The organism is Dyadobacter fanqingshengii (assembly GCF_023822005.2).
Lineage (GTDB): Bacteria > Bacteroidota > Bacteroidia > Cytophagales > Spirosomataceae > Dyadobacter > Dyadobacter fanqingshengii.
In genome coordinates this window covers 6,077,837-6,092,125 of the sequence record NZ_CP098806.1, presented here as the reverse complement: position 1 = coordinate 6,092,125, position 14,289 = coordinate 6,077,837, and the positions used below count along the sequence as shown (strand labels likewise).

Here is a 14,289-nt window from a genome sequence, read left to right as displayed (position 1 = left end):
TGACGTGCAGTATTAATTAGGCTAAATTATCAGTTTCTTTTATATACCAAAATTCAATTCATGAAAATGTTTCTTTTTTTACTCTTTAATTACCAATAAATCCAATAAATAATGACCAATAATCAATAGATTAAACGGCTTTGGAGCACGTTTCGCAAATTCAATGCTGCCATTTTTGCGTTCTGCAAAATATTCTTACTTTAATTGGTATGTAAAGCACAGAAATGTATATTTGAAAAAATTTTAAAAATTCTACATGAGTCTTTAAAATTTGTATTGAAGCTCCATAAATCCTTTTCCAAACTCTTCTGATCACCTTTAACCGCATTATGATGACTCCATCACGCCGTTCATTTTTACGCCTGTCTGCGCTCGCGCTGCCGCTTGCGAGTATACAGAAGCTGTTTGCAAAAAATGTGGTTAAAAAGCCTATTGTGATCTCGACCTGGGACAGCGGGCAGATTTCCAATGCGGCCGCCTGGCCGGTGTTGGAAAAAGGAGGAAAAGCGCTGGATGCGGTGGAACAGGCTGCTATTGCCATTGAAAATGATATTAATTGCTGCGTTGGATTGGGCGGAAACCCGGATCGTGACGGATTTGTAACATTGGATGCCTGCATTATGGATGAAAAGGCCAATTGTGGCTCCGTGGCATTCCTGGAACGGATCAAACACCCGATTTCTGTGGCCAGAAAGCTTATGGAAACGACGCCCCATGTTTTTCTTGCCGGCATAGGCGCTCAGCAATTTGCAGTTGCGAATGGTTTCAAGCTGGAACCCGCGAAACTCTCTCCTGATGCTGAAAAATCTTATAAAGAATGGCTCAAAAAAGCAGAATACAAGCCAGTTATTAACATAGAACACCAACAATCCAAAGGTCAGAAAGGACATGGCCCATTCGCACCCGCGAGGCTTGAAGACGGTTCTTTTAACCACGATACAATGGGCACATTGGCGCTGGATAGCAACGGCGATTTATCGGGCATGTGCACGACCAGCGGCATGGGCTTCAAAATGCGCGGCCGGGTCGGTGATTCTCCGATTATTGGTGCGGGACTTTTTGTTGATAATGAAGTCGGTGCGGCAACCTCGTCCGGACAAGGTGAAGAAGTGATCCGCGTCTGCGGAACGCACCTCGTCGTAGAGCTCATGCGTTCAGGTCTTTCGCCTGAAGAAGCCTGCAAAAAGGCGATAGAACGCATCGTGAAACCCAACCCCGAACGCGCCAAAACATTCCAGGTTGGATTTCTGGCCATTAATAAGCAAGGCGAAGTGGGTGCTTATTCGGTTCAAAAAGGATTCAATTATACAGTTACAGAACAAGGCGGAAAAGGAGTAGTTATCAATGCAAAAAGCCACTTCTCCTGAAAGAGCAACATTCACAATTAATGAGGGAATTGAAATTTACGCTCCTTTTGGCGGCTCTGTTTTCGCGGGAATTCTGCCTACGCTTTCTGTCTGGCGAACAACGTAAAAAATCGCAGACCACATGAAAGCAAGCAGTAGCATAGAAATCCCAGCAAAAACCGCAACTGAAATCGGGCAGCAGCCTGCCTGTTTGTTTGTGATCAATTAAGATCTGGGTGGGAAGGATTTGTAGATGCTGCCACGACTCAGGATCCGCAACAAAGTGATATCAGGATGAATGCATTCAATGCCAATCCGCCAATCACCAACCCGGATTCGAAAATAGTTTTCGCCGCTTTTCTGGCCTTCCATGCGTGTGTAATCCAAACCCGAACTTTCCAGGTTCTGCGCGGCTTCCAATGTGTTGATAATGTCAAAAACTCTTTTCTGAATATCCTTTGGCGTACTTTTTAATTCTTTTGAAAACCTTTTAACATACTGAACTACCATCCCATTTCTTTCTTGAGATCAGCAATAGGATGCCTTGGTTCATCAGATTCAGCTCTCATTACCTCAAGAAAGAAGAAATCTTCAAGTTTTTCATTTTGAATAATGGCTAAAATCTGCTTCATTTCGTTTTCTGTCCAATTTCCGCGTTGCTTTTTGACGCTGAATGTTGGCGCTGGCATGCCGATTTGCTCAGCCAGGAAAGCGTTTTTGTAACCGGATTTGTTAATGAGCGTACCCATGTTCTTCTTCAACTGCATGTAGTTTTCGACTATATTTAACATGATAAAATTAAAGTTGAACGTTGGTAGGTGATTCAAATTTATAAATTTAAATTAAGATTTTTGTTATGATTCAATCCCCTGATGTTTCGCTCAACAATGACATTGATTTTAAAATTAACATCCTAATCAAAAATTAGTGATCTGTTTTAAAAAAAGCGATCTTCACTTTTCGAATAACTCCTGACTCTATTTACCTAATATCAATACCTGACAATGATCAAACCCCTAGCCGCACTCTTCCTTTTAACGGCATTTAATTCATTTGCGCAGACGCCTCCTAAGCCTTATGGTGCATTGCCAGCTCCGAGACAGGTAGCCTGGCATGAGACCGAAGTTTACGGCATTATGCACTTTACGCCCACTACATTTGAAAATAAGGAATGGGGATTCGGAGACGCGGATCCTAAAACATTCAATCCGACCGATTTTAACGCGGAACAAATTATATTGGCCGCCAAAGCGGGTGGCCTGAAAGGCATTGTGCTGGTAGCAAAACATCACGATGGTTTTGCATTATGGCCTACCAAAACAACCGAGTACAATATCTCAAAAAGCCCTTTCCGTGGCGGAAAAGGGGATTTGGTAAAAGAAGTTGCGGACGCTGCGAGAAAACACGGTTTAAAATTTGGCGTTTACTGCTCTCCCTGGGACCGCAACAATGCCAAATACGGCGGCCCGGAATACATTGCGATCTACAAGGAGCAGCTTCGTGAACTTTACAGCAATTACGGCGAGCTATTTATGTCCTGGCATGACGGCGCCAACGGAGGCGACGGTTACTATGGCGGCGCAAAAGAAAAGCGCGCGATCGATAATACAACATATTATCAGTGGGATTCTACGTGGACAAACCTTACACGTAAGTTACAACCGACCGCAAATATATTCAGCGACATTGGCTGGGACGTTCGTTGGGCTGGAAATGAGGATGGAAGCGTAAACGAAACTTCATGGGCAACGCTTACACCCAAGCCGTCTGAGGGACAGAATGTTGCGGTTCCAGGACAAGCCAATGCAACTGAAAATCCGGGCGGAACGCGGAATGGCAAATTCTGGATTCCTGCCGAATGTGACGTTCCATTGCGCAAAGGCTGGTTTTATCATCCCACTGAAAAACCAAAAACACCGGAAAAGCTATTCGACCTATATTTAAAAAGTGTCGGGCGCGGCGCTGCGCTGGATCTCGGCCTGGCACCGGACACACGCGGGCAGTTGCATGAGGACGACGTTGCGGCGCTGAAATCTTTCGGTGACCATGTAAAGCAAACATTTGCCACTAATCTGATAGCTCGAGCCGGATCCAAAGCCGTTAATGTGCGTGGTTACAACTCCATTTATAGTGCGAAAAACATTCTGGACGGAAAATCAGAAACATACTGGGCCACTGATGATGATTTCAAAACGCCCGAAGTAGTTATTGACCTGAGCCAGCCTTTTACATTCGATATCATTACTTTACAGGAATTTATCAAGCTCGGACAACGTATTGAAGAATTTGCTGTTGACAGCTGGGAAGGCAACGCCTGGAAGGAAATCCACAAAGGGACCAGCGTGGGCGCAAAGCGAATCGTAAAGCTTACAACACCCGTTACAACCCAAAAAGTAAGGCTCCGCATCACCAAATCACCCGTCAGCATTGCCATCAGCGAGTTCGGCCTTTACAAGGATTCGGAATAGAGTTGGAAGCATATTTACACAAAAAGCCACACCCGCAAAGTGTGGCTTTTATTTTGCCTGACCTTAGCAAAACCTGCCTTTTTGCAGAATAAAGCAATTAAATTTTGTTATTCTAATAATATACAAAACAGTATTTTATATATAACAACCAATGCCTATTTTTGGCAAGACCAGCATTTTACTTCTGTACATTGGCGCCATTTTCTAAACATACCGACGATGCTATTCTTTGGAATTACTTCCGCAGCGGTGATGAAGATGCCTACACAGAACTTTCGCGCCGCTATTACCGCACGCTGATCCAATACGGCCAACGGTTCACGACCAATATGCAGATAATTGAGGACACATTGCAGGATCTGCTTGTCCATCTGTGGCTGCACCGGAATTCTATCAATGATACACCTTCGGTCAAATATTACCTTATCAAATCATTTCGCCACCGCATTCTTAAAACAATAAAACCCTTATCCGGGGAAGTCGAACTTACAGATCGCTTCGACGATATCAATGCGGAGTTTTCCTGTGAGGATTCCCTTATTCAGCGCGAAAATGATGTCGCATTGAAACGAAAGGTCAAAAATGCCGTGGAGCAATTGCCGGTGCGTCAGCAGGAGGTAATTTATCTCCGTTTTTTTCAAAATCTGCAACCCGAGGAGATCGCTAGGCTCCTTTCCATCAACTCTCAGTCTGTGAGCAACATCATTCAGCGGGCACTCCATAATCTACGAAATGTATGGACTTACGCACCTCCATATTCGGTCCTACTCTGGTACATTTCCCAAATTTTGTATTAAATATCACTCAAAAGGAAAAATTCTGTATCCCAGGTGAGTATTTCAGCAGCATAATCGGATAATGTAAGAAAAGCCGCTTATCTGCATGCACTCCAGTTCAACATTATTAAAAGACTTACTCGCCAATCCTCGCTTTGTTGCGTGGGCGCGTGGAGAACAGCCTGAAGACAACCGGCATTGGAATAACTGGGCGGCAGATGATCAGGAGAAGCAAGAAATCATCGCCATCGCGAAAGAGTTGTTGGATTCATTCCAAATTCCTGATCAGCACATTACAGATGAACACATTAGCAGCAAAATCAGCCAGGCTTTAAATACAGCCAAATGCATTGAAAATGAACGGGAATCTCGGAAATTGATTCTGTTCAAGGGTTTCCGTTCAGTAGAATGGAATGTGGCGGCTTCGCTGGTTATCTTGCTGGGATTGGCATTAGCGCTCTTTGGAATTTATAAAAAAGGATATTTCCGCACGGACCAAAAGGCTGATCTTGCCAAAACCGATGATAACAATGCATTCACGGAAATCAGCAATAAGGATCAGCAGGTCAAATATGTCCGGCTCTCAGACGGAAGCGCAATTGTTTTGCATAAAAATAGCAGCGTCCGCTTTCCAAAACATTTTGCAAAGACCGGGCGCGAAGTTTTCCTGACCGGTGAAGCCTTTTTCGAAGTGACCAAAAATCCGGAACAACCATTTTTTGTGTATGCCAATGAGCTCGTCGCAAAAGTGCACGGAACCAGTTTCAGCGTGAAAGCGGGTGAAAATGATTCGCAAGTGATCGTAGCAGTGAAAACGGGAAAAGTTTCTGTGTATACCCAACGAGATGCAAAAGCCATTCAATACAAAGCAGATAAAAACCTTACTGCACTTGTACTCACGCCCAATCAACAGGCAACATTCATACGCAATGAGGCAAAACTGACCAGGCTGGCCCTGAAAAGCCCTGTCCTGTTGCATATTCCTATTGAACACCAGGTTTTCACTTATGCCGAAACACCCGTAGCAATGGTTTTTGCAGCGCTGGAAAAAGCATACGGCGTGAAGATCAATTTCAACAAGGAAATCATGGGCCAGTGCAGCATTACGGCGACATTGGGCGACGAACCGCTTGAAAATAAACTGAGATGGATTTGCACGATCCTGGAAGCGGAATATGCCATTAAAGATGATCAGATAACGATTAAAGGAAGTTCTTGTAAATAGTTATTCACCTAAACCCAACCATTTGACCGGAAACAAAAAGTGAATGATGCGTCAACATCATTCACCTGTATTAACCCCCTCTCTATGCTGGCGCTAAGAAGATCCCCGGACTGGAAGTCCTAATGGGATAAGGGAATTATTTTGCTGATTTTTTATGACCACCAAAACAAACAAAAGTATGAAAAAAACCTTTTACCGGCAGAATCACCTGCTTAAAATTATGAGAATCAGCCTCATGCAAATGTTGATCATTACCATGTTCTCCGGGCTTTCTTATGCATTCGATGGCTACGGCCAGGAAGTGCTGAGCCGCAGGTTGACGATCAACATTAAAGAACAGAAAATCGGAACGGCACTGAATCAGATCGGCAAATTATCGGGCGTCAGTTTCATGTACAGCCCCGAACTGATCGGTTCGCAACGCACGGTAACTTTCAGCGCGAAAGAAGAAAAGCTGGAAGCCATCCTGAATAATTTCCTGACGCCCTTGCAGGTTACTTATGAAGTTTCGGGCAAGCAGATCCTGCTGAAAAGAGCGCCGTCCAAATCGGCCCCCGCTCCGGCTCAGAATTCCGGTTCATCTAATAAAATGAACCCCTCCGTTGACGTACCCGTGAAAGGAAAGGTCATTGATGCAACAGGCGGGACGATTCCGGGAGCAACCGTGGTTTTGAAAGGCAGCTCTTCGGTAGGAACAACCACGGACGCCGAAGGCACATTCTCGCTGACTGTGCCGGATGGCAGCACCACATTGGTTGTATCTTCCATCGGCTTTCTGACCCAGGAGGTAGACATTACCAACAAATCGCAGGTTGACATTATCTTACAATCTGACGTAAAAGCGCTGACCGAAGTAGTCGTTACGGGTTATTCTTCCCAATCCAAAAGAGACATCACCGGCGCCGTTTCGACAGTGGACGCAGCGGAATTGACCAAAGTGGCTGCACCCAACGTTGCACAACAATTACAAGGTCGCGTTGCAGGTGTGACTGTAACGTCCAACAATACGCCGGGCGGTGAAGCAACTGTCCGTATCCGCGGTTTTGGAACCATTAACAACAACGACCCTTTGTATGTGATCGATGGTGTGCCTACCAAAGGCGGTCTCAACAGCATTAACCCAAACAACATTGAATCCATGCAGGTGTTGAAGGATGCATCTTCGGCATCGATTTACGGTTCAAGAGCTGCCAACGGGGTTATTATCATCACCACCAAAAAAGGAAAAGCAGGCGCGCCGCGTTTCACATTCAATTCAAGGGCTGGTTTGCAAACGGGGAAAGTGGAGCTGGACCTGATCAAAGATCCGCAGCAATTTGGCGACCTGCTTTGGACGCAGCGCAAAAATGCGGGCGTGTTGACCAACGGCAACCCATCTCATCAGCAATATGGCAATGGCGCCAATGCAGTTGTGCCTGACTATATTCTCGCGGGATCAAGCTACGGACTTTTTGAGGGTGATCCAAAAGTGAATCCTTCACTTTACAATTACAACCGCACAGGTTTTTACCAAATTGTAAAAGCGAATAAGGAAGGAACCGACTGGCATAAGGAAATCCTGCGTCCTGCGGCAATCCAGGAATACAATGTGGGTGCAACCGGTGGAACGGAAAGTGGCCGCTATGCGATCGCTTTCAACTATTTCAAGCAGGATGGTGTGCTGATCCACACTTCTTTTAACCGTTACTCATTGCGTTCAAACACCGAATTCTCATTCAAAAAACGCATTCGTCTGGGCGAAAACCTGGAAGTAAGTTATACTGAAAACAAAGGTTATTACAACAACAACGGCACGGCAAGCTCGCTGAATAACCAGGATGGAAATCCGGTTGGAAACGGTTACCGTATCCCGTCGATCATTCCGGTTTATGACATTATGGGCAACTTTGCAGCAACCAGGGCGGCTGGTCTTGGACCTGCTACCAACCCTGTTGCACAGCTTTGGAGAACCAGGAAAAACCAGACGAATAATTTCCGTGCATTCGGTAATGCTTATCTGGAAGTGGATATTCTCAAAGATCTGACTGCCAAATCGAGCATTGGTATTGACCTTACCGCTGCCAACCGTGTCGGCTATACATTGATGGATTTGGAAGAAGCGGAAATTGAAGCAGCCAATGCTTTGACCAATGCGAACGCCTATGACATCAACTGGACATGGTCTAACACATTGAATTACAACAAAACATTCGCGAACATTCACAAGCTGGGCGTGCTTTTAGGAACGGAAGCGATCAAGGGAACAGGCCGTGATTTCTCTGCAACGAGAACAACATTCTTCTCCGAAGATCCTCAGTATATGTTCCTTAGCTCCGGAACGGCGGGTATCAATAATGCAGGCGCGGGTTACGAATGGGCGCTTTTCTCCATTTTTGGTAAAATCAATTATTCCCTGAAAGACCGCTATTTATTGGAAGCAACGGTGCGTCGCGACGGATCTTCCCGCTTTGGACAGAACAACCGTTACGGAACATTCCCTGCATTCAGCGCGGGTTGGAGGCTTTCGGAAGAAGCTTTCCTGAAACCTTTAACATGGTTGGAAGACTTGAAAATCAGGGCTGGCTGGGGACAAACGGGTAACCAGGAAATTGGTAACTATAACGGTTTCAGCACTTACCGCTCAAACCTTGGCCTTTCTTCTTACGCCATCGACGGCTCCAACAACGCAGTTCAGCCTGGATTCGACACGGACGCATTTGGTAACCCGGACGCAAAATGGGAAACAACAACGCAGACCAACATTGGTTTGGACGCGACATTCCTGAAAGGCCTGTTCAACTTCAATCTTGACTTGTACAACCGTACGACATCGGATATGCTTTATCAGGTGGCTTTGCCTGCAACGCAAGGTGTGGCAACCATTCCTTTCGTGAATGTGGGTGAAATGAACAACAAGGGAATTGACCTTGCGCTCGACTTCAATAACAAAGCATTGAATGGCGACCTTACCTATTCTTTGGGCGTCAATTTCTCTACTTATAAAAATGAAGTTGGCAGGCTGAACAGCAGCACGAGTGCAGTGCTTCTGGGACCTGCAATACGTAGCTATACATGGACGCGCTCGGTTGCAGGAATGCCGTTGTATTCATTTTATGGTTTACAAATCGATGGGATTTACCAAAATCAGGGCGAAGTGGATAATGGTCCTAAATATCCGGGTTATGCGGCTGTGGGTAAATACAAATACCACGATACAGACGGTGACGGGACCATCACAGACAATGACCGCAAATTTCTCGGCAACCCACACCCGGATTTCACCTATGGTATTAACCTGAATGTTGGTTACAAAAACTTCGACCTTTCGGCATTCTTTCAGGGTGTTAAAGGCAACCAGATCATCAATATGGTTAAAAGATGGGTTGATTTCAACAACCAGGCAGGTAACAGAAGCCTCCGCATGCTGAACGATTCCTGGACGCCTGATAACCCTGACGCCGTGCTTCCGATCCTGGACGCGAACGACAGCCGCAGCCAGCAGCCATCGAGCTATTTCATTGAAGACGGTTCATATTTCCGCATGAAAAACCTGACGCTGGGTTACACATTGGCTTCCAAGGTTTTGTCTAAAATAGGATTCGAGAGCGCTCGTGTTTACGTGCAAGCGCAGAACCTGTTTACCATCACAAAATACAGCGGCATCGATCCTGAGGTTACCTCTGTTGGGTCGACGCCGGGAAGCACTGTTCTCGGCGTGGATCAGGGAAATTATCCTAATTCCAAAATGTACCAGGTTGGTATCAATTTCGGATTCTGATAAAGGCAAAATAGAAATCACTTATCTGATAATCACAAGTTTATAGATATGAAAAACAGAATATCAATATTAACAGCGGTGGTTTGCATGGGGTTAATGACCTCGTGCGGCGACGAATTTCTCCAAACCACTCCGCTTGGCGTGGGTAACGAGCAGTCACTTTCCAATAAAAATGGGGTTAATGCTGTGCTGATCGGCGCTTACAGTTTGCTGGATGGCGTAGGCGCAGGGCCGGTAAACACATCTTCCGTAAGTAACTGGATTTACGGTTCCGTTGCATCCGACGATGCATATAAAGGAAGCGACGTAGGTGACCAGGCGCAGATCACAACCATTGAGCGTTACATTCCGCAGGCAGATATAGGTGCATATAATGATAAGTGGGTGGCCGTTTACGACGGAGTTTCCCGTTCCAATAACACCATAAAGCTCATAGGTCTGGCAACAGATATGACTGAGGCCGAAAAAGCGCAAGCACTAGGCGAAGCGCGCTTCCTGCGTGCGTGGTATCATTTCGAAGCCAAAAAACTTTGGAATATGGTGCCTTACGTGGACGAAACTGTCACTGATTACAACAATCTGCCCAATGATAAGGACATCTGGCCAAACATTGAGGCAGACTTGCAATTTGCCATTGACAATGTTTCAGCTACAAAAGCACAGGCTGGCCGCGCGAGCAAATGGGCAGCAAAAGCAACATTGGCCAAAGTGCACATGTATCAGCAGGATTACACGGCAGCCAAACCGCTTTTGGACGATGTGGTGAACAACGGGCCGTTTGCTTTGGTGAACAGTTTCCACGACAATTTCAGGATCACAACGGAAAACAACAGTGAGTCTATTTTTGAAGTGCAAATGTCTGTGGGTGACGGTGGTAATGGCCAGAACGGAAGCTGGGGCGACAACTACAACTTTCCTTATGGATCGGCGCCGGGCGGTTGCTGCGGATTTTATCAGCCTTCCCAAAATCTCGTGAATGCATTCAAAACGGATGCAGCCGGTCTTCCTTTGCTGGATACTTTCAATGACGTGGACGTTGCCAATGACGAAGGACTTTCTTCAACGGACGCATTTACACCTTACGCAGGAACATTGGACCCACGATTGGACTGGACAGTAGGCAGAAGAGGTTTGCCATTCCTGAACTGGGGCGTGCATCCTGGTAAAAACTGGATCCGTGACCAGACTTTCGGCGGGCCTTATACATTCAAGAAATTCTTTGCTTACAGCGGTGAAAACGCCGGTGCCGAGTCTCCTCGTGCCAATGCGAACAACTATCGCGCCATCCGTTATGCAGACATTTTGCTGATGCGTGCCGAGGTTGCGGTGGAAGAAAATGACTTGGCTACTGCGCTGAAACTGGTTAACCAGGTGCGCACGAGAGCTGCCAATGTAGTGGTAATGGATGCTTCCGGCAAACCTGCTGCCAACTATCTGGTAAAACCATACACCGCATTCGCCAATAAGGATTATGCTAGAAAAGCAGTGCGTTTCGAGCGTCGTGTGGAGCTTGCTATGGAAGGTCACAGACACTTTGACCTGGTTCGCTGGGGCGTTGCCGATGTGGTTTTGAATGCTTACCTAACCAAAGAAAGCAAGAAAAGAACTTACCTGAACGGCGCAACATTCGTGAAAGGCAAAAGTGAATATTTCCCAATCCCACAAGCGCAGATCGACATTATGGGATCCAATGTGTTAAAACAAAATCCCTAACCAATTTGGACAAAGCAAGCGAATCATTTAACTTGCTTTGTCACAAATTTTTCAAATTTTAGTTATATAAAACTATTCCTAAACCTTTACACAATGTCAGTCGATTTAAAGTCAGATAAAGAAGGTGAATCCCGCCGGACATGGTTAAAGACTGCGGCGCTGGCAGGCATAGCAGCAGTTGCAGGTAAGTCTGTTGATGCGCATACTGCTGAGCCAGCTCCTGCAAAAATGCCCGCAAGAAGAATCCCGATTGCCGTTTCAACCTATTCCTACTGGCATTTTGGAAAAGAGAAATATCCGGTCGAAAAGGTGATCGAAGACGCGGCAAAGCTTGGGTTCGATGGGGTTGAAATCCTGCATCGCCAGATGGAGAATGAGACGGTTCCTTATATGAACAAGCTAAAAAGGCTTGCTTTCGACAATGGTCTTTCGCTTCCGTTGCTTTCCATTCACCAGAGTTTTGTTCAACCCAAAGCCGAGGACCGCAAAAAAGACGTTGAGCATACGATTAAATGCATCAATATGGCTGTTCAAATGGGTATTCCGGCGATTCGGATGAACACGGGAAGCTGGCGGACTGCGAAAAGAGACGCTAATTATTACAAAGACGGCAAAGAGCCGCCGATTGAAGGCTATACGGATCAGGATGCCATTAAATGGTGTATCGATTCCATGGGCGAATGTCTGGTTGCTGCGGAAAAAGCCGGTGTCGTACTCGCCATCGAAAACCACTGGGGCCTGTCTTCCAACATTGATTATTTGCTTGAAATTTATAAACCACTTGCTTCGTCGCCTGCTATGGGCATGAATGTGGATACGGGAAATTTCGTGGGCGATCCTTACCCGCAGTTTGAGCGGTTGGCACCATACGCAACGATTGTTCAGGCCAAAACCTATTACGGCGGCGGCCACTATTACGACCTGGATCTGGATTACAAACGCATTGCGGGCATTTTGCGCAAAGCCAATTTCAAGGGATATATATCATTGGAAATGGAAGGAAAGGAAGACGCCGCCACGGCCGTCCCTAAAAGCCTGCAATTATTCAGGGAAGTGTTCAGCTAATCCCTAAAAGACAATCATAATTATATTCTGTAGTTAATAAAGTGCGGCTTCCCTGGATTCGCACTTTTTTTGTGCCTTGGATGCATGGCAAAAGCGCATCCAAGGCACAAGTCACTTACAATAGTGAAACCGACAATGAGCAATTGTCACCAGATCGTTCTCTACTTTGTAAACTAATCGATGCTCATGCGAGATTCTTCGTGACCAATAACCTGAAAAGTTTGACTTGAGTAATTCCGGCTTTCCCTTTCCTTCAAAAGGATGCCTCATACACTCTTTGATGAGCTCGTTGATCTTTTTTACAACGTGCTTATCACAATTTTGCCACTCTAGATACTCTTCCCAGGCTTTGGCTTCCCAGGCAAGCCTCACGGCTCTATGAGATCTCGATAAATAATGTTTCTGCCATTTTCGATATTATCTATGGCTTCCATTAATCGCTCCCAATTAGCAGAATTACTCATTAGATATTCCGTGGCATCCATTTCGACAGTCCTTTTTTTCCGAGGTTTTCGGCTCAAAAAATTAAGAATGGATCGTTTGTCTCTCTCTGTCGACAAAGCTAATCGTAGCATAAGTGAAGATTTTAATGTTAGTATGTGTTATAAATTGAGTAATGATTTTCAAATATAAAGATAAAATTTTCAATTCCCACAACGTTGAGATGAACCCCTAACGATCAGTTCCGTATTCAAAACACGCTTTTCTGGCAATATAACATCCTCATCATCAACCAACTGTAAAATCCAGTCTGCCGTGGTGCGGCCGATTTCGTATGTGGGCTGCCTGACGGTTGTGAGGCCCGGGCCAATGTAGGCTGACTCGGGATTGTCACTGAAACCCACCACGCCAAGCTCGTCGGGAATGCTGATTCCCTTCTCTTTTGCCATGAGCATAATTTCAATAGCGGCAGAATCATTCACGGCGAAAATCGCGTCCGGGCGGTTGGCAAGATCCAGCAAATATTGTCCGTAAATCCTTGCCTTTTGCTGCGTCAACATCCCCTGAATGATCATATGATCTTCAATGGCTTTGCCATGTTTCTCCATCGCAGCGCGGTAACCCCTTAACCGCTCCTGGCTGACAAGCAAATTCAAAGGCCCTCCCAAATGTGCGATCCTTTCATAGCCATTCAAGATCAAATGTTCCACCGCCAGAAACGAAGCCTCGAAATCATTCACGACCACTTTCGGCACGTTGATCTGCTCACATACGCGGTTAAAAAGCACCAGCGGAATGCCCCGTTTTTCAAATACACTCAAATGATCGAAATTATTGGTTTCCTGCGTCAGAGATATCAACAGGCCGTCAATGCGGTTGGCGAGCATTGCTTTTGTGTTGGAAATTTCAACCTGGTACGATTCATTGCTCTGCATGATCGTCAGGTTATAACCCGCATTGGTAAGGACTTCATGCGCGCCGATGATCACGTTCGGAAAGAACGGGTTATGGAATTCCGGAACGATCATTCCAATGGTGTTCGTCTTACTTTTTACAAGGTTATAGGCGAGCTGGTTGGGCTGATAATCCAGCTGCAAAGCTTTATCCAGCACTGCCTGCCGCGTTTCCGGGCTGATGTCGGCATGCCCGTGCAGTGCACGTGACACAGTAGAGTTCGAAACGCCCAGTGATTTGGCAATGTCAATGATCGTCGTTTGATGACGCTTACGTTTCATGGCAGTCAATACCGACAGATCTTTTTCTGCATGTGTAAAATAGTAATTACAGGTTTTGCACAGATAGCGTTGCTTGCCCCTGACATAACCGGCTTTCATGATATTATCCACCTGCCCGCACTTCACACATTTAATCATTGGTCTTGCACTTTTTTTATAATTCCTGAATATCAACTCAACCGAATGCAATCGGCGGAGCCTATTCACAAAAATATAAAATTCTTATATTAAAAAACCAGAAAACCATATATCGGCAACGTCTT

Annotated in this window: 12 protein-coding genes; 7 read left to right on the top strand and 5 right to left on the bottom strand. The window is 45.7% G+C overall.

Features of this window, described 5'->3' with window-relative positions:
* Nucleotides 1-332 precede the first annotated feature (332 nt).
* Nucleotides 333-1,367 (top strand): isoaspartyl peptidase/L-asparaginase family protein, encoded by a 1,035-nt coding sequence (locus NFI81_RS25565; RefSeq protein ID WP_234615696.1) that lies wholly within the window; start codon nt 333-335, stop codon nt 1,365-1,367.
* Between the two features lie 36 nt (nt 1,368-1,403).
* On the opposite strand, the gene NFI81_RS25560 is transcribed toward NFI81_RS25565, so the two are convergent.
* From NFI81_RS25560 to NFI81_RS25550, 3 genes are read right to left on the bottom strand one after another with little or no spacing between them, the layout of a single operon-like run.
* On the bottom strand, nt 1,404-1,571 hold the full coding sequence (locus NFI81_RS25560; RefSeq protein WP_254410602.1) for a hypothetical protein: 168 nt from the start codon (nt 1,569-1,571) through the stop codon (nt 1,404-1,406).
* On the bottom strand, nt 1,572-1,856 hold the full coding sequence (locus NFI81_RS25555; protein WP_234615583.1) for a type II toxin-antitoxin system RelE family toxin: 285 nt from the start codon (nt 1,854-1,856) through the stop codon (nt 1,572-1,574). It abuts the gene before it with no gap.
* On the bottom strand, nt 1,850-2,137 hold the full coding sequence (locus NFI81_RS25550) for a hypothetical protein (protein WP_234615584.1): 288 nt from the start codon (nt 2,135-2,137) through the stop codon (nt 1,850-1,852). Before NFI81_RS25550 ends, NFI81_RS25555 begins: the two co-directional genes overlap by 7 nt.
* 213 nt (nt 2,138-2,350) lie before the next feature.
* Between NFI81_RS25550 and NFI81_RS25545 the strand changes: the two genes are divergently transcribed.
* The 6 genes from NFI81_RS25545 (at nt 2,351) to NFI81_RS25520 (ending at nt 12,350) form a co-directional block, all read left to right on the top strand.
* Nucleotides 2,351-3,814, top strand: a complete 1,464-nt coding sequence (locus NFI81_RS25545) for an alpha-L-fucosidase (protein WP_234615585.1) — start codon at nt 2,351-2,353, stop codon at nt 3,812-3,814.
* A gap of 161 nt (nt 3,815-3,975) precedes the next feature.
* Nucleotides 3,976-4,611 carry an RNA polymerase sigma factor gene (locus NFI81_RS25540; RefSeq protein ID WP_234615586.1) on the top strand — a complete coding sequence of 212 codons (636 nt, stop codon included), beginning with the start codon at nt 3,976-3,978 and terminating at the stop codon, nt 4,609-4,611.
* An 85-nt stretch (nt 4,612-4,696) separates the two neighbouring features.
* Nucleotides 4,697-5,815, top strand: a complete 1,119-nt coding sequence (locus NFI81_RS25535; RefSeq protein ID WP_234615587.1) for a FecR family protein — start codon at nt 4,697-4,699, stop codon at nt 5,813-5,815.
* A 178-nt stretch (nt 5,816-5,993) separates the two neighbouring features.
* Nucleotides 5,994-9,572 carry a TonB-dependent receptor gene (locus tag NFI81_RS25530; RefSeq protein WP_234615588.1) on the top strand — a complete coding sequence of 1,193 codons (3,579 nt, stop codon included), beginning with the start codon at nt 5,994-5,996 and terminating at the stop codon, nt 9,570-9,572.
* A 48-nt stretch (nt 9,573-9,620) separates the two neighbouring features.
* Nucleotides 9,621-11,285, top strand: a complete 1,665-nt coding sequence (locus NFI81_RS25525; protein WP_234615589.1) for a RagB/SusD family nutrient uptake outer membrane protein — start codon at nt 9,621-9,623, stop codon at nt 11,283-11,285.
* A 93-nt stretch (nt 11,286-11,378) separates the two neighbouring features.
* The gene (locus NFI81_RS25520; protein ID WP_234615590.1) at nt 11,379-12,350 is read left to right on the top strand and encodes a sugar phosphate isomerase/epimerase family protein; all 972 of its coding nucleotides are present in this window, start codon (nt 11,379-11,381) and stop codon (nt 12,348-12,350) included.
* 111 nt (nt 12,351-12,461) lie between these two features.
* Here NFI81_RS25520 and NFI81_RS25515 read toward each other — a convergent pair whose 3' ends face one another.
* Both NFI81_RS25515 and NFI81_RS25510 read right to left on the bottom strand, forming a co-directional pair.
* Complete coding sequence (locus tag NFI81_RS25515) at nt 12,462-12,722, bottom strand: Txe/YoeB family addiction module toxin (RefSeq protein WP_234615591.1); 261 nt, start codon at nt 12,720-12,722, stop codon at nt 12,462-12,464.
* A 272-nt stretch (nt 12,723-12,994) separates the two neighbouring features.
* On the bottom strand, nt 12,995-14,164 hold the full coding sequence (locus NFI81_RS25510; RefSeq protein WP_234615592.1) for a LacI family DNA-binding transcriptional regulator: 1,170 nt from the start codon (nt 14,162-14,164) through the stop codon (nt 12,995-12,997).
* Nucleotides 14,165-14,289 lie beyond the last annotated feature (125 nt).